Genomic DNA, 16,175 nt, shown 5'->3' with positions numbered 1-16,175 from the left:
ATATTTACTTTTGCCAAAAGAACATTATTTATATCCTTTTCTATTATTATAGACTAATAAATTCGATCAATTTAATCATGATATCATACTAAATTCCTATTACATTTCTTCTATTAAATTATTTTGGACGATTGCTAGAGACGAATTATAGATTATTACTTAATATAATAATTATTAGGAATGTTTTATACGACAAAAAGGCACTCATCACTGAGTGCCTTTACACCTAAAGTAATTCTAAGAAGAAAAATCAAAATAATTTCTCTTCAATAATCTAGGTAGTTCCATTAACCCTTTAAACGTTATCTTATCCCCAATTTTCTTTGTATCTACTAAGAATAGCTGATCTTCAATTTCTTTGATTATGCTTTCTTCTTGATACTCCATGCCGCATCCTTCGCATTTGATACTAGGTGTTTCCGTAATTTCGATAGCGCGTGTACCGTCCGGAAGCTCCCAAAACACACTGTTTGTATCTTCATGCGCTTTTTCCGATTCACACCACATACAATTCAACAATAACATCTCCTAACGATTTAGCTTGAGGCTTCTTCTTCTTTACCGCCCTGCATTTTTTTCAAAGTCGATTGATATTTTTTCTCTTTTAGCTCATCACGTTTATCACGTTTGTCTTTTAATGTACTGTGGGATGGGTCTTCATTGTATTTCTTTCTACGAGAAATTCGATTGATTCCTTCTGGGACAAGGTTAAAGCCGTCACCGAGAAGACCTGCTATGCCTGCAGTTGATTTTTTGTCTTCAAGTGAGCCAACATGCTCAGTAAAGTATGCATCTGCACGGCCAGAGACATAGTTTTCTGGCTCTGGATATGTTGTAATAACTCCCTCAAAGTTTCGCAGCACCACTTTTTCAGGACTTTGTGAAAGCAGATAATTTGGTTGCACAGCAATTTTTCCGCCGCCACCAGGAGCATCGACGACAAACGTTGGAACTGCATACCCTGAAGTATGCCCGCGTAGCCCTTCGATGATTTCTAAGCCCTTTGAAACTGGCGCTCTAAAGTGGCCAATTCCTTCAGATAAATCACATTGATAAATATAATAAGGACGAACTCTAATCTTCACTAAATCGTGCATCAGCTTTTTCATGATTTCGACGCTGTCGTTAATACCAGCTAAAATAACAGCTTGGTTTCCGACCGGAACCCCTGAATTTACCAGCATTTCACACGCTTTTTTTGCTTCTTCCGTAATTTCAATTGAGGTATTGAAATGTGTATTTAACCAAACTGGATGATATTTCTTTAAAATATTGCAAAGGTTTTCAGTAATTCGTTGCGGGAACACGACAGGTGCTCTCGTTCCGATTCGAATGATTTCCACGTGTGGAATCTCCCGTAAATTTTTCAAAATGTACTCTAGGATGTTGTCATTGATCAGTAGACCGTCACCACCGGAAATGAGGACGTCACGGACTTCAGGAGTGTTCGCGATATAGCCGATTGCAGCATCTAGTTGTTTTTTCGGCACCCCCATGCCGATTTGGCCGGAAAACCGTCTTCTCGTACAATAGCGGCAATACATCGAGCACTGGTTTGTGACAAGGAATAGGACGCGGTCTGGATAACGATGAGTAAGTCCAGGCACTGGTGAATCCTCGTCTTCTTCAAGTGGATCCTCTAAATCGTATTTTGTCTTGTAGATTTCTTTCCCAATTGGCACAGACTGCATCCTAATCGGGCAGCGTGGGTCATCAGGATTCATTAACGAAGCGTAATATGGCGTTATATTTAAAGGAATCGTCTTCGTAGAAATTAAGACTCCCTCTTCTTCCTCTGGAGTTAAGTTAATTACCTTGCGCAAATCATCTATCGTACGGATTGTATTGGTTAATTGCCAAATCCAATCATTCCATTGCTCCTCTGTTACATCTTTCCATAATTCAATGTCCTTCCAATGACGCTTAGGCTTATATAAGTTCATATGCATAAAAATCTCCTCCCTATTGTATTTAACTTGCAAGTAGCATGCCAAAATAACAGTAGAAAGGAGTTTTCGATAAAAATGGGCTATTGATTTTTCTTTTGTAATTTGTATTGTAAAGTTTGACGTGGGATTTCAAGAAGTTTTGCGGCTTGGTTGATGTTCCCACCTGATTTTTTCATTGCGGCTTCGATTAAGCTGTTTTCCGTTTCTTGTACAGCTTCTCTCAGTGGCCTTAACGCTAGTGTCGAGGCTATAGCCGAAGAAACGACAAGATGATTTGGTAGTAATTCCTTTGTGAGGATCGAACCTTCGGCCATGATCATCGCGTGCTCAATAATATGCTTTAACTCCCGGACATTTCCAGGCCAGCTGTAGCTAGTAAAAAGTTCAAGAACCTCATCGTCTACTTTTGAAATGTTTTTTTGAAAGCTGTGGTTATAGAGTCCAATAAAATGATCCACTAAATACGGGATATCCCCAATTCGTTCACGTAATGGCGGAATCTCAAGTGAAAAAACATTTAATCGATAATACAAATCCGGGCGCAATTCACCCGCCTTTACACAATCCAACGGATATTTATTTAAAGCAACAATCACGCGGACATCAACTTGCAGCGCTTTCGAACTGCCAATTCGGCGCACCATTCCATCTTCAAGAACTCGAAGTAATCTTGATTGGAGTTCAAGCGGCATCGAATTGATTTCGTCTAAAAAAAGCGTCCCACCATGGGCAATTTCAAATAACCCCGCTCGATCAACTGCACCTGTATAGCTACCTTTTACCGTTCCAAATAATATGCTCTCTAATAAGCTTTCAGGTAAAGCTGCACAATTTTGTGCAATAAATGGAGCTTGTCTACGAGGTGATTCATTATGAATCGCTTGAACTAGGAGCTCCTTTCCGGTCCCAGTTTCCCCGTATACTAAAACTGTTGATGAAGAATTCGCAACCTTTGTCGCTTGTTGCTTCACATGTTTGAAGCGCTCATTTTTCGTCAGGGTATCATGAAAGGTGTATTTTGCTCCGTAAATCTCATTTGGCTTTTTCGAGATACCGCGAACCTTTGATTGAAGGTCCATTAATTTATTGGATAGATCTTTGATCTTTGAGTAATCCTTTCCAATTTCCACGGCGCCAATGAAGGTACCATTTATTTTAATCGGAAGTGTTGTATTCACCGTATCGATCAGCTTTCCCCATTTATTTTTATAGGTTTGGGGGAGATGAAAAATCGGCTGCCTTGTGCGTATGACCTTTAATAATGTGCTAGAATCTTCATTTAAGGAGGGAAAAACCTCTAGAAGATGCTTTCCAAGAACCTCCTCCCGGCTCATCCCATCATGCTCTGCTGCAACCTGATTATAGAAGATGGAGATTCCTTCTTCATTTACCACATGAATGGCTTCATCAATACTATCTAAAATGGCGATGACTAGTTCTTCACCGATTTGCATGCATCCCCACCTCCTATCACTTGATGAAATTCCGGCATTTGATGCCGAAAAATCGGCATATCACCCCTTGGATAAATCTTTCACCCACACATTCATATCTTCAATCTTATCAAAAATATAACAATTGTTTGTAAGTCTGCCAGTATATGAGTATCCTAACTGGTAAAAGCTTTTGTTCATACCATATGAAAGTGCCCTCGCAATTGAGTAGGCACAATAGATTCCATTGTTTATAAGCTCTTTTTCTAGCTGAACTAAGAGCTTTTTCATTAAACCGTGCTTCCGGTATGCATCTAGGGTCGCACAGTCTGTGAGTTCCGCATTGTGAAAAATAGTGTTTACTTCGGCTGATGCGCTACTTACAATTACACCGTTGTCCTCGACTACATAAAAAATCGTCGTATCCTTCATCGCTTGCTGAATATACTCTGGGTTGTTTAATGGAGTTGGATAAATTTGAAACACTGTATCATATAATTCTGCCAGTTGTTCTGAGTCTTCATGTGTTGCTTTGCGGATAAAAAAATGGGTAACTGTTGGTTTGTTTTCTTGCGGATTTTTAAGGATGTCAGTGATAATTTTTTCTTCTTCCATCCATTTTTCACTATTTCGTCGTTCATTTGTAAAATATTTCGTGACAAAATAGGCATCACTGCCATTAAAATATTTTTGAATCATTGCTTCAATCATAAAACCTTGAGCCATGAAATCAATGAGGTCCTCTCGCATAGCCATACAAATAATTTTTTCAAAGGAATTCTGTACTGCTAGCTTATTAACCCCTTCTAAAAGAGAAAAAAGATTGCCACGATATTCTAACACTCGAAGCCTTCGATTAAAGTAATCTATAATAATGTTTGCTTGATATGTAGCGGCGTTTATTTGTTTTTGTTCACTGTACTTCTGACCTGACACATCAAACCTCCTCAAAATCTTTTCTACTATCATATCATTAATCTTCTGAAGCTTCACACCATTGTAAAATTGTATAGGCAATGATTTCTGCAGTTTCAAACATTCGTTCAAGCTCAATATACTCATTTGGGTAATGGGCAACCTCTGTTGTTCCTGGCCCAAAGACAATCGTTGGGATATTGCCAACCGCTGTTAAAAGCCCACCGTCCGTACCCCAAGGTGATGCTTCGATGATGGGTTCCTCACCCTTTACCTCTTTAAAGCTATTTTTTAATAGATTCATAAGTTCATGTTCGGGATCAATCATGCCTGGCACCCAACGTGCTCCAAACCACTCAAGTTCAACGGGATGGTCTTGGAACCATTTATCAATTTCAGATAATTTTTCAAGCCATTGTTGCATTTCGGCTTTTGCGTGGTCAATTGTTTCCTCTGGAGCTACCCCCATTCGTCCTTCGATTGTGACAATGTCCGGAACAGAGGATGGCCATGTTCCACCATGAATTTTTCCAATATTTATCGGTATAGGAATTGGTGTATTTTTATATAAAGGGTCACTAATCGCACCATTTCGGGCCATTTCCAGCTTTAAAAGATGATTGATAACGGTCATCGTTTTTTCGATTGCACTGACACCCTCATATCTCGTGCCTCCATGTGCAATCCGACCATAAATGTCAATTTTAAACCATAAAGAGCCTTGCTGTTTCGGAAAAATCTTCATATTTGTTGGCTCAGGAATAATCGCCCCATCTGCTTTATAGCCTTTTAAAATGGTCGCAAGTGTACCAGCACCACCACTTTCCTCTTCAATAACGCTTTGAAAGATAACGTCTCCTTTTAATTGAAGACCAGATTCCTTAATGGCTTGTATGGCTAAAAGGAGGGCAACATTCCCACCCTTCATATCGGTGGAGCCTCGTCCGTATAATTTTCCATCCTTCACTTCTGCAGAATATGGGTCCACATCCCATTGCGTGATATCGCCTTCTGGAACGACATCGATATGACCATTTAATAGGAGGGATTTCCCGCCTCCTGTACCTTTGAGGACACCAACAACATTGGGACTGTCGATAAAATTGGTTCGAGGTGACACAAAATAGGGATGCTTTAATAGTTCTGCACCATTTGGCTCCCAGATGTCAATTTCCATCCCAAGTTGGCGGCATTTTTCAATGACAATTGCCTGCGAAGACCTTTCATTCCCTTGGAGACTCGGTTCTTGAACCAGTTTTTTTAATAGACGGATGCCCTTACTTTTATTTTCTTGTATCCATGTTTTAACTCTTGCATTATTGTCACTCAAACAATTCTCCTCCCTAAATTAGGATATTTGTGAAATGGTTTCGTCCCATTTCAATTGGGCACTTGTATTATTGATGACATCTTGCACTGTAAAAGGAGCCATTACTTCAAGTAGATGAAGTCCATCCTCCCTCACCTCAATAACAGCCATATCGGTGATGATGAGATTGACACAGTTTTTCGAAGTGAGTGGCAGACTACATTCCTTTACTATCTTGGAGTTTCCATGCTTGTCGACATGATTCATTAAGACAATGACTTTCTTGGCTTTTTGTGCAAGCTCCATTGCCCCGCCCATTCCTGGTACACGTTTGCCTGGAACAATCCAGTTTGCGAGGTCGCCTTTTTCACTTACTTGAAGTGATCCTAAAATCGTTATATCAATATAACCACGACGAATCATACCAAAGGCAATTGAACTATCAAAATAGGAAGAACCTGTGACGGTCGTTACCGGGTACCCAGCAGCATTGCAAATATTCTCATCCTCTTCACCCTTATCTGGGCTTGGACCAATTCCTAATATACCGTTTTCTGCATGAACCATGACGTTTATACCTTCAGCTAGGTGATTTGGAACGAGGGAAGGAATCCCAATTCCAAGGTTCACAATCATTCCATCCTTAATTTCCTGAGCAGCTCTCTTTGCAATGCGATTACGAATATCTACTCCCATACCCATTTCCAATTCACCCCTTTGCTTTCTATGATCATATCGACATAAATACCAGGCGTAATGATTTCCTCAGGGTCAAGCTCTGAGAGTGGTACGATTTCCTCGACCTCTGCAATCGTGAATTTACCCGCCATCGCGACAAGTGGGTTCATATTGCGTGCACTTTTGTCATATACGAGGTTTCCAAATGGGTCGCACTTTTTTGCAAAGATGATGGAAACATCGGCAGTGAGAGGCTTTTCTAATAGATAATTTGTGCCATCCACCGGGATGATTTGTTTACCATTTGATACGATTTCATTATCAATTCCAACGTCTACCAATATGCCACCAAGCCCTACTCCACCTGCACGGATTCGTTCGGCAAGCGTCCCTTGTGGGGAAAATTCGATTTCCATTTTTCCTTCCGTCATTAATTGGCCTGCAACAGGATTTGATCCGATATGGGAAACAATGCATTTTTTCGCATGACCGCGGCTTACGAGTTTTCCAATTCCGATATTCGGAAAACCTGTATCATTTCCGATCAAAGTCAAATCTCTAACATTTTTATCAAGCAAACCATCAATAAGGGTTGGGGGGCTTCCAATCCCACCAAACCCCCCAAACATAACAGTAGTTCCATCATTGATATGTGTGAGTGCCTCTTCTAGAGTTGAAATCTTTTTGTAGCGATTTTCAATCAATCTATAACACCTCCATGTTATGCTGATATAACACCTTTATTCCTTAAATCATTTTCTACGTCCTTTAATGTTACATCTAGGAGTTCAATTAGTTCGTCTATTTGTTCTCTTGTGATCGTTAATGGTGGGGCAACAAGGATGGCGTCTCCACCAACACCCTCGATTCCAGCCGCAGCCGGATATAATAAGAGACCATTTTTCTGTCCCTGACTAACAATAAGCGATGTTAAATCGAATTCTTTTTTAAATGGAAACTTTGTGATCATATCGGATACAAATTCGATTCCACACATAAGTCCTTTTCCACGAACATCACCAATAATTGGATGTATTTTTTGTAATTCATGTAGTTTCGTAATAAGATATTTTCCTTGTTTCTCAGATTTTTCAACGAGTTTATTAGTTTCGATGTAATTGACAACTGCTAATGCGACTGCTGCAGATTGAGGATTTGCGCTATAGGTGTGTCCACTCATGATGAGCTTTGATCCATTTTGTATAGGTTCCATCACCTTTTCACTGACGAGGGTTGCGGCAACCGGTGTATAGCCCGCACTCATCCCTTTTCCAAGGGCAATAATGTCTGCCTGTGTATCCCAATGTTCAAGGGCAAACATTTTTCCAGTGCGTCCCATTCCAGTCATCACCTCATCAGCAATAAATAAAATATTATGCTTTTCACAGATTTTTTTGATGACTTGATAATAGCCTTCAGGTGGAACAATTGCACCACCAGCTGCACCAATAATTGGTTCCGCGATAAATGCGGCAATATGTTCAGCACCGATTCGGTTGATCGCTTGTTCCAACTCTGTTGCACACATATGGTTGCAGGCTGGATAGGTGGTGTGAAATGGACAGCGGAAGCAATATGGCGGCTGAATAGTCGGAAAGTCCTCTAATATTGAAACAAAGCGGGCTCTTCTTCCGGTGTGCCCCGACATCGAGAGCGCACCTATCGTAATTCCGTGATAGCTCATCCAGCGAGATAAAATTTTGTTTTTCCCTTTAATGCCTTTTTCCTGCCAATATTGGATCGCAATTTTCATTGCGGTTTCCGTTGCCTCTGAGCCACTGTTCACAAAAAAAGACCAGTATTCACCGCCTTTTGCCAGGTCACTTAGTTTTTTTGCTAACTTTTCAGCGGGCTCACTTGTGAATTGTGACCTGTACACAAATGATATTTTGTGAGCCTGTTTTTCGATTTCTTCAATGATTTCCTTCACGCCATGGCCGATACTTGCCGTGATGGCCCCAGACGAGCCGTCGATGTATTTTTTTCCGTTTGTATCATATAAATAGATTCCATCCCCATGGCTAATCATCGGATAATCCTTATCCAATAGAGGTTTAATCAAGCGGGTTTCGTCCATTACGAACCCCTCCTCGCCATAATGGTAATGCTGAGCTTTTTTGCACAGTTGACATGCTGTGATTGCGGGACATGGTTGAGTGTTTTTTGTGTGGGCATGATGTGTAAAACCGATCTTTCAGTTCACTGGATGTAGAGTATTCCTACGTGCAGGATTCGGAATATCCAGTTTGTAGTACATGGTTTTGGTTTTCTTGCTTGAGCGTGATGCGGAAAATTAAGTTTACGGTACATACTTGCGGATTTTTCGTTCGAGCATGACGTACGAAAATGATTCCCATTTCATGAAGGACTAAACAATGCGGAATCCTGATTGAAATGTCCTTCATAAGTCCGATGAAGAACTAAACAACACTAAATCTTGTTTGAAATGTACTTCATAAGCCCGATGAAGGACTAAACAACGCTAAATCTTGTTTGAAATGTCCTTCATAAGTCCCATGAAGAACATAACAACGCTAAATCTTAATTGAAACGTCCTTCATTTGCCTGATGAAATACTGAACAGAACAAATTCGTCACCAAATCGTCCTTCTTAAGCCTGCATCCTCATCACAATATAAACGCTAAAATATAAAAAAGCCTATTACTACATCATATGTATAGAAAGTATGATAATTTCGTTATTCGCAGGTTTTTTCATCCATAAGGCTTTTATGAATCCAGATGGCTGCCTGCATGCCATCCCCCATAGCGATTGTCGTTTGCTCGGAATGGACGGCAATATCTCCAGCTGCCCACACATGCTTAATATTCGTCATTTTTGTTCTTGGATCAACCATAATATGTTTATTTTCCAGGCGTTCTATGCCAAGCTGTGTTGCCAGTTCTGACCGAACCTCATTTCCTGCAAACCCTAAAAATCCACGGTCTCCGTCAATGATATTTCCACTTTTCAAACGTACGCCGGTAAAATCAGAGGTTTCTTTTTCAAGTAAAATTTCCTCCACTTCATCTTGGATATGAGTTATATCCTTTTGCTCCAACATGTTCATCACTTCATTATCAAGCTTATTCCAATCATAATTGATGAAAGTGATGTCACTTGTAAAATATGATAGAGTAAGCGCCATATTCGCTCCTGATTTTCCAGATCCAATCACAATCACATGTTTATCAATCACTTCATAGCCGTCACAGTCTGGACATACATATACGGTTAAACCTAGGCATTTATAAATGTTTTTAATGGAAGGAATATTGTCCTTCACACCAGTTGCAAGTAGCAACCGTTTTGCAGCAAATGTAGCGCCACCTTTACAATGGATTTGAAAGGGATCATGATTTTTCTCAATTTTTATTACTTCATTTTGAATAAAAGAAACACCGTAACGTTCGGCATGGATTTTTCCTAGATTTCTTAATGTTTCACCACTAACTCCCTCTGGCCAGCCTAAAATATTGTGGTAGTTTCTGCAGATTGTGGAACGACCGTCATTTGAATCAATCACCACAATTTTATGCTTGTACCTCCCCAGTTGAATAGCTGCCTGCAAACCAGCAATTCCCCCACCGATAATGATGACTTCAAATTGATTTAACATACCCTCACCTCAATAAAGACATATACCTTTTATCATTTGTATTGTGGGTAAAAATCTATTCAAAAATTATTAAAGTTAACATAATGTTTTTACGATAAACCTCATTAATTTAAAATTCTTAGTTTACATATTATTATTATCATAAACATAAAAAAAGCTCCCTTCACTATTTGTGAAAGGAACCTCCTTATTCATATCTCTGTATATTATTAGCGTACGAAAGAAGCACCAACAATTATCAATAAGATAAATAGTACAACGATTAATACAAAGCTGTTATTATATCCAAATCCACCATATCCAAATCCGCAGTGATCTTGGAATCCACATTGATCATGATATCCGTAATGCATAGTGTCATCTCCCTTTCTTTTTCGGTACACTGTTATGATATGAGCCTATGGGTTGTACTGTATGTGCTAGTGCCTATTTTTCAAGAAATTTATTTTATTATATGAAAATAGTATAATAGACAAAGAGTTTAATTGAATTTTTATACATATTGATTTATAATAATCCGTAGAAAACGTATTAAAAGAAAGCAGGGTTATTATGAAAGCAGAAATACTATCGGCTATCGAAGAAAATAAAGATCGTTTTTACGAAATTAGTGCATATATTGGGGCAAACCCAGAGCTTGGACATGAAGAATTTAAAGCTTGTAAAATTTTAACGGATGAGCTTAAAAAACATAATTTTAATGTAGAAATTGGAACAGCTGGTCTCCCTACTGCATTTGAGGCTACATTTGACAGTGGTAAACCGGGTGCGACAATTGGAATCATGTCTGAATATGATGCACTACCTGAATTGGGTCATGCATGCGGACATAACCTAATCGGAACAATGGGAATTGCGGCTGGAATTGGTTTATCAAAGGTTATTCATAAAACTGGTGGAAAAGTGGTTGTGTATGGTACGCCAGCTGAGGAAACTAGAGGTGGTAAAGTTACAATGGCAGAGCAAGGAATTTTTGACCAACTTGATGTTGCCATGATGGTTCACCCACTTAGTCATTACGAAAAAAGCGGTGCGTCCCTTGCGATGGATGCAATTCAGTTTGAATTTTTCGGGAAAGCCGCACATGCAGCAGCAGCCCCACATGAAGGAATTAATGCGCTAGATGCAGTTATTCAAACATTTAACAGCATCAATGCATTAAGACAGCATATTACACCAGACGCACGTATTCACGGGATTATCCCAGAAGGCGGAAAAGCTGCTAATATCGTACCTGATCACGCTGTGGCACAATTCTATGTTCGCGCTGCTTCTCGTGATTATGTGAACGAGCTTGTGGAAAAAGTGAAAAAATGTGCCCAAGGTGCTGCCCTTCAAACAGGTGCAACAATGGAATGGTCATTTTATGAATTCTCTTATGACGACATGGTTACAAATGAAGCTTTTTCAGATGTCTTTACTGATACATTAATTGAATTGGGAGTTAATCCGGAAGAAATTCATGAACGTGCAGAAGGTGGTTCACTTGATATGGGTAATGTAAGCCATGTTGTCCCTTCTATTCATCCATATGTAAAAATTTGTGATGAACCATTTGCGTGCCACACACACGGTTTCCGTGAAGCTGCCCTTAGTAACCAAGGTAAAGAAGCGATGATCCTTGGGGCCAAAACGATGGCACTAACAGGCTACAAAATTTTAACAGAGCCTAAATTACTTGAGAAAATTAAAGAAGAATTTGCGAATAAATAAGAATTCATGAGGACGATTCCTTGGTATCCCAGCCAAGGAATCGTTTTTTTCTATTTTTTGTAAAAATCATCCTAATCCATTGCGAGGTTCCGTGTTAATAATAGGAAAGATGATTCCATGGCATTTGCTCCAACATAAATCCTGATTTTATCAAAATAATCCTACATTGAATAGCGATGAATTTATAATACTAATATCATAAATGAAAAAACAAACGTTTCGAAAGCGCTTGCAAATCTTAGAATATTGTGAGGTACTACTATGAATCATAAAACAGAGAATAAAAAGCAATCAAAATTATCTATGGTTTTAGATGTAATATCTGGAAGCTTTGCTCCTATTATTGGGATACTTGCTGGAGCAGGCCTTTTGAAAGCGATGTTATCCGTACTCGTTATGCTTGGTTGGCTATCAAATGAAAACGGTTCATACATCATTTTATCTGCAGCCGCGGGTGCTGTGTTCCACTTCCTCCCTGTTTTTCTCGGGATAGCCATTGCGAATAAACTAGGTGCGAACGGTTATGTGGGAGGAGTAATCGGGGTCTCTATTTTAAGCCCTGAAATAGTTCATCTTTTAGAAAACGGTGTTGACTCGCTTGATTTCTTTGGAATACCTGTTTTATTATCCGATTATTCGTCAACTGTCTTCCCTATTTTTATCGCTATTTTTGTGTACGCAGCGCTAGAAAGATTCTTGAAAAAAGTTATCTATAAAGATATCCAATTATTTATAAATCCATTGCTTTCTCTTATCATAATGGTGCCTTTAACCCTTATTGTCTTTGGACCTATTGGGACAATGTTAGGTGAAGGCTTGGCTACAGTGATCACGTTCTTAAGTGAGAAAAGCGGTTTATTAGCAGGAGCTGTACTTGGTGGTGCTTGGACATTCTTAACGATTGCAGGTTTACATTGGACAATCATTCCACTAGCAATTGCAAACCTTGCATCAGGACCTGACCCAATTATCGGAATGGCTGCAGCAGCTCCATTTGCACAAATTGGGATTGGTATTGCTGTCTTTTTGAAAACAAGAGATAAAGATTTAAAAGCAGTTGCTGCTAGCGGAATTGTTCCAGGAGCATTAGCTGGAACTACGGAAGCGATTAACTATGGAATTATTTTACGATACAAAAAAACAATGGTTTATGTTTTAATCGCAGCAGCGATTGGTGGAGCAATTAATGGAAGCCTAGGTGTTGTAATGAATGATTTTGTACTTCCAAGTGTTCTTTCAATCCCTGCTTTCACTCCTATTTTACCATTTTTAATTGGTATTGGTGTTGCGTTTGCATTAGGTTTTGTACTCACCTATTTATTCGGTTTTGAAGGAAAAACAGAAAAAGTGAAAGATAATTTTGATCAAATTATCGTAAGACCCGAGAAAATTAGCAGTCCATTGCAAGGCAAATTGGTTTCATTAGCTACAATCAAAGATCCACTTTTTGCAACAGAAACTGTTGGAAAAGGGATCGCCATTGAACCTGAAGATGGAAAAGTCTTGTCCCCAGTAGATGGTGTTGTAACAACTCAATTTCCAACTGGGCATGCAATTGGGGTTACATCAGAGGATGGAGCTGAAATATTAATTTACATCGGTATTGATACTGTAAAGCTTAAAGGTCAATATTACCAACCACATGTTAAGCAAGGTGACCGAGTAAAGCGTGGAGATCTACTGATTACCTTTGATATAGAGCAAATTAAAGCAGCAGGTTACGAAACGACTACACCTATTGTGATCACGAACTCAGAAAAGTATTTGGATGTAAAATCTCTTAAAATGGACAAGGTTGACACTCTGGAAGATTTATTACAATTAAGTATTTAAAGTTGAATGGGGATGGTTCTCTTAATCAAAAGAGGACCATTTTCTTTTCTATTAGTTCTTGGAAGATAGACATGATGTAACTTACCTGTAACGAAACTGTAATACTAATCTATTTTTTTGGTTCATAGTAATGAGTCATAGAGAGTTACCCAGTACTAAAATTGACTAGGAGGACTATTACTATGAAAAAAATACTATTAGGAATAACGATCTTTATAGCATCTCTATTTTTTGCGGATCATGCGTTTGCGCATACAGTTAAACAAGGTGACACGATGTCTGAAATCGCTCGTAATAATGGATTGACTTTGAATGAATTAGCAGTGATGAACCCTCAAGTGGAAGATTTAGACCTGATTCTTATCGGGGATAATATAAATACGGAAGTAATGAACGATACGGATCCAAGATTATTTGAAGGTATAAATGTTGAGAAAAAAGAAGAAGTTGTCGTTGTTCCGCAAGAAACGGTAAAAACAGAGCAAGTTGTGGCAGAGGTTAAGAATGTTTCAAATAATTATAATTTTTCAGCCCAAGAGTTAGACTTATTAGCGAGAATTGTCCGATCTGAGGCTCAAGCTGAGCCATTTGAAGGAAAAGTTGCAGTTGCAGCGGTTGTGTTAAATCGTTTAGAAAGCCCGAAATACCCTGATACGATTCAAGGTGTCATTTATCAGCGTGGCCAGTTCCAGCCTGTAAAAAATGGTGCTATCAATAAACCAGCTGACGAAGAGTCGAAAAGAGCAGTGCAAGCGGCACTGACTGAAATGAGATTTATTGCAAAAGAAGCTCTGTTCTTCTATAACCCTACCATTGCCACAAGTCGTTGGTTGGATTCAAGGACTACTGCCGTGAAGATTGGACGACATGTGTTTAAGTATTAATTTGTGATATATTGAATTGCGAAAATAATCTGGGGAACCTAGTAGGATTCGAAGGTTGCCAGTTTAAATAATAGAATAAATGCCTGAACCCTTTCATGTTGCTATGTGGGTTCAGGCATTTTTGATTCTACCTCATTTTCAAAAATTGCATACGTTGGTTGAATAGTGTTGGATAGGATAAAAACCCAAGCATGATGCTTGTTACCGCAGCTGTTGTTAAGAGTAAAAAGAGAACTAACAATTGAAATTGAACGGCTTGGATTGGGCTTGCTCCTGCAATGATTTGCCCACTCATCATCCCAGGAAGCTGAACAAGTCCGATTGTTTTTTGACTCTCGATCGTTGGAATCATACTCGCTTTAATTGATGTAATAAGCTGGGTGTGAATCGCTTGTTTAGGAGTCCCGCCTAAGGAAAGTATTAGCTCGGTCTGCTCTTGATGCGTATCCACCTCAGCTGTAAACCTGTTTAAAAAGAGAATCGCAAGCACCATCGAATTTCCGACGACCATCCCGCTGATTGGAATGATATATTGGGCGGTTGCAGGTGTAATGTGAAAACCTAATAGAATCGCCTGTGTGAGAACCTCCATAAACACCAAGGTTGCAGCGATTTTCCATGTGATGCCTTTAATTGCTTTCCCCTTTTTTCTCGCATTTTGAGTAGCAGCAATTATCATTACAGCAACCATTAGAAAAATATAAATGAGACTTTCCGTTTCAAAGACAAATTTTAAAATATAGCCAACTGCAAATAGTTGAATGATTGAGCGGATAACTGCAATTGTGGTGTCTTTTTCCAAGCCTAGATTAAATGTTTTCGATAAAAAAATCGGAATAAGAACAAATATGAGAGCGATAGCTAATGCTAGTGTACTCATGCCATCTCCCCCTTCACAAATTGTTTTACTTTTTCATGAGTTGGAGATTTTAATAAGGTGCTCTTACCAGTTTCAACAACTTCTCCTTCCATTAACGCCCAAACATAATTTCCAATATCTATGGCTTGTTGAAGATTATGGGTAATCCAGACTATGGTTACCTTATACTTCTGGTTGATTTTAACAATAAGTTCCTCGATTTCAGCCTTTGAGACTCGATCAAGTGCCGATGTGATTTCATCTAACAACATGATTTTCGGATGATTCACGAGCGTTCGAGCAATAGATACCTTTTGACGCTGTCCACCTGATAAATCCCGAACATCTCGATGTAAAAATTCCTCTTCTAATCCAACGTCATCGAGTAAATCCTTTGCTGTTTTTTCCTCTAGTTTTTTACCTTGTAGCATCAATGGTAAAGCTAAATTCTTAAGCACAGTCCCGTTTACCATTGGTGCATTTTGCAGTGCAATTCCGACAATACGTCGTAACACAACTGGATCGTATGTATGGATATCTTTTTCCTTTATGTAAATTTCGCCGGATGTTGGAGACAAAAGACCATTACAAAGCTTTAAAAGTGTTGACTTCCCTGCTCCAGAAGGTCCAACTAAGGTCGTTATAGTTCCTTCATAAAACGAACCCGTTATATTTTTTAAAATATGTTTATTGTCCGCATGAAAATTCATACGGTTAAAATGAATGGCTGGGTTTAATATTTGCACTAATTCACTTCCTTTAACGCGATATTTATAAGATAACATACAGGTAACAATACTGGATAAATTTTAGTTCATTTTTGTATATTATGTACCTTTTTGCTTAAACAAAATTTAAAAATATATTATCGGAGCAGAGCATTGTCTGTTATAAAAAATGTATAAAATAAAAAACGGAAACTGTGATGAAAAACAGTCTCCGTAATCAGGGAACAGGTTACAAAATATGCTATGAGTTTTAC

At 38.9% G+C, this 16,175-nt stretch carries 15 protein-coding genes; 3 read left to right on the top strand and 12 right to left on the bottom strand.

Annotation, left to right across the window (positions count from 1 at the left end; genetic code table 11):
* Window positions 1-237: 237 nt before the first annotated feature.
* The 10 genes from V7097_RS24830 to V7097_RS24785 all read right to left on the bottom strand — a co-directional run bounded on the left by V7097_RS24830 (window position 238) and on the right by V7097_RS24785 (window position 10,257).
* Window positions 238-516, bottom strand: a complete 279-nt coding sequence (locus V7097_RS24830) for a YokU family protein (RefSeq protein WP_335706318.1) — start codon at window positions 514-516, stop codon at window positions 238-240.
* A 20-nt stretch (window positions 517-536) separates the two neighbouring features.
* The gene (gene ablA / locus V7097_RS24825) at window positions 537-1,949 is read right to left on the bottom strand and encodes a lysine 2,3-aminomutase (protein ID WP_335706317.1); all 1,413 of its coding nucleotides are present in this window, start codon (window positions 1,947-1,949) and stop codon (window positions 537-539) included.
* Window positions 1,950-2,029: 80 nt separating this feature from the next.
* Window positions 2,030-3,403, bottom strand: coding sequence for a sigma-54 interaction domain-containing protein (locus V7097_RS24820; RefSeq protein ID WP_335706316.1), 1,374 nt, complete (start codon window positions 3,401-3,403; stop codon window positions 2,030-2,032).
* 60 nt (window positions 3,404-3,463) lie between these two features.
* Window positions 3,464-4,351, bottom strand: coding sequence for a putative beta-lysine N-acetyltransferase (ablB, locus tag V7097_RS24815; protein ID WP_438824276.1), 888 nt, complete (start codon window positions 4,349-4,351; stop codon window positions 3,464-3,466).
* A 4-nt stretch (window positions 4,352-4,355) separates the two neighbouring features.
* Window positions 4,356-5,627 carry a peptidase gene (locus V7097_RS24810; protein ID WP_335706314.1) on the bottom strand — a complete coding sequence of 424 codons (1,272 nt, stop codon included), beginning with the start codon at window positions 5,625-5,627 and terminating at the stop codon, window positions 4,356-4,358.
* Between the two features lie 18 nt (window positions 5,628-5,645).
* A complete protein-coding gene (locus V7097_RS24805; RefSeq protein WP_335706313.1) occupies window positions 5,646-6,308 on the bottom strand; it encodes a 3-oxoacid CoA-transferase subunit B in 663 nt (220 codons plus the stop codon).
* Window positions 6,293-6,985, bottom strand: coding sequence for a CoA transferase subunit A (locus tag V7097_RS24800; protein WP_335706320.1), 693 nt, complete (start codon window positions 6,983-6,985; stop codon window positions 6,293-6,295). The genes V7097_RS24805 and V7097_RS24800 overlap by 16 nt, the downstream gene beginning before the upstream one ends.
* Before the next feature lie 20 nt (window positions 6,986-7,005).
* Window positions 7,006-8,361, bottom strand: a complete 1,356-nt coding sequence (locus V7097_RS24795) for an aspartate aminotransferase family protein (protein WP_335706312.1) — start codon at window positions 8,359-8,361, stop codon at window positions 7,006-7,008.
* Between the two features lie 622 nt (window positions 8,362-8,983).
* Complete coding sequence (locus tag V7097_RS24790) at window positions 8,984-9,904, bottom strand: NAD(P)/FAD-dependent oxidoreductase (RefSeq protein ID WP_335706311.1); 921 nt, start codon at window positions 9,902-9,904, stop codon at window positions 8,984-8,986.
* 209 nt (window positions 9,905-10,113) lie between these two features.
* The gene (locus tag V7097_RS24785) at window positions 10,114-10,257 is read right to left on the bottom strand and encodes a YjcZ family sporulation protein (protein ID WP_335706310.1); all 144 of its coding nucleotides are present in this window, start codon (window positions 10,255-10,257) and stop codon (window positions 10,114-10,116) included.
* A gap of 199 nt (window positions 10,258-10,456) precedes the next feature.
* Here V7097_RS24785 and V7097_RS24780 point away from each other — a divergent pair, with 199 nt between their 5' ends.
* From V7097_RS24780 to V7097_RS24770, 3 genes are all read left to right on the top strand, one after another.
* On the top strand, window positions 10,457-11,617 hold the full coding sequence (locus tag V7097_RS24780; RefSeq protein ID WP_335706309.1) for a M20 family metallopeptidase: 1,161 nt from the start codon (window positions 10,457-10,459) through the stop codon (window positions 11,615-11,617).
* Between the two features lie 261 nt (window positions 11,618-11,878).
* A complete protein-coding gene (locus tag V7097_RS24775; RefSeq protein WP_335706308.1) occupies window positions 11,879-13,450 on the top strand; it encodes a glucose PTS transporter subunit IIA in 1,572 nt (523 codons plus the stop codon).
* 182 nt (window positions 13,451-13,632) lie between these two features.
* Window positions 13,633-14,334, top strand: coding sequence for a cell wall hydrolase (locus tag V7097_RS24770; RefSeq protein WP_335706307.1), 702 nt, complete (start codon window positions 13,633-13,635; stop codon window positions 14,332-14,334).
* Between the two features lie 127 nt (window positions 14,335-14,461).
* Here V7097_RS24770 and V7097_RS24765 read toward each other — a convergent pair whose 3' ends face one another.
* Both V7097_RS24765 and V7097_RS24760 read right to left on the bottom strand, forming a co-directional pair.
* Window positions 14,462-15,214, bottom strand: coding sequence for an ABC transporter permease (locus tag V7097_RS24765; protein WP_335706306.1), 753 nt, complete (start codon window positions 15,212-15,214; stop codon window positions 14,462-14,464).
* On the bottom strand, window positions 15,211-15,903 hold the full coding sequence (locus V7097_RS24760) for an ABC transporter ATP-binding protein (protein ID WP_335706319.1): 693 nt from the start codon (window positions 15,901-15,903) through the stop codon (window positions 15,211-15,213). Before V7097_RS24760 ends, V7097_RS24765 begins: the two co-directional genes overlap by 4 nt.
* Between the last annotated feature and the right edge of the window lie 272 nt (window positions 15,904-16,175).

It is taken from the genome of Bacillus sp. JJ1562, assembly GCF_036962705.1.
Lineage (GTDB): Bacteria > Bacillota > Bacilli > Bacillales > Bacillaceae_L > Ferdinandcohnia.
Note: the sequence above shows the minus strand (reverse complement) of the source record. Positions and strands in the feature narration are given on the sequence as shown.

What these genes read in the sequence shown, in the direction of transcription:
- V7097_RS24790 (WP_335706311.1), bottom strand. Translation starts at nt 9,904, where the DNA reads ATGTTAAATCAATTTGAAGTCATCATTATCGGTGGGGGAATTGCTGGT.
- V7097_RS24795 (WP_335706312.1), bottom strand. Translation starts at nt 8,361, where the DNA reads ATGGACGAAACCCGCTTGATTAAACCTCTATTGGATAAGGATTATCCG.
- V7097_RS24765 (WP_335706306.1), bottom strand. Translation starts at nt 15,214, where the DNA reads ATGAGTACACTAGCATTAGCTATCGCTCTCATATTTGTTCTTATTCCG.
- ablA (WP_335706317.1), bottom strand. Translation starts at nt 1,949, where the DNA reads ATGCATATGAACTTATATAAGCCTAAGCGTCATTGGAAGGACATTGAA.
- ablB (WP_438824276.1), bottom strand. Translation starts at nt 4,351, where the DNA reads ATGATAGTAGAAAAGATTTTGAGGAGGTTTGATGTGTCAGGTCAGAAG.
- V7097_RS24770 (WP_335706307.1), top strand. Translation starts at nt 13,633, where the DNA reads ATGAAAAAAATACTATTAGGAATAACGATCTTTATAGCATCTCTATTT.
- V7097_RS24775 (WP_335706308.1), top strand. Translation starts at nt 11,879, where the DNA reads ATGAATCATAAAACAGAGAATAAAAAGCAATCAAAATTATCTATGGTT.
- V7097_RS24805 (WP_335706313.1), bottom strand. Translation starts at nt 6,308, where the DNA reads ATGGGTATGGGAGTAGATATTCGTAATCGCATTGCAAAGAGAGCTGCT.
- V7097_RS24780 (WP_335706309.1), top strand. Translation starts at nt 10,457, where the DNA reads ATGAAAGCAGAAATACTATCGGCTATCGAAGAAAATAAAGATCGTTTT.
- V7097_RS24785 (WP_335706310.1), bottom strand. Translation starts at nt 10,257, where the DNA reads ATGCATTACGGATATCATGATCAATGTGGATTCCAAGATCACTGCGGA.
- V7097_RS24820 (WP_335706316.1), bottom strand. Translation starts at nt 3,403, where the DNA reads ATGCAAATCGGTGAAGAACTAGTCATCGCCATTTTAGATAGTATTGAT.
- V7097_RS24760 (WP_335706319.1), bottom strand. Translation starts at nt 15,903, where the DNA reads ATGAATTTTCATGCGGACAATAAACATATTTTAAAAAATATAACGGGT.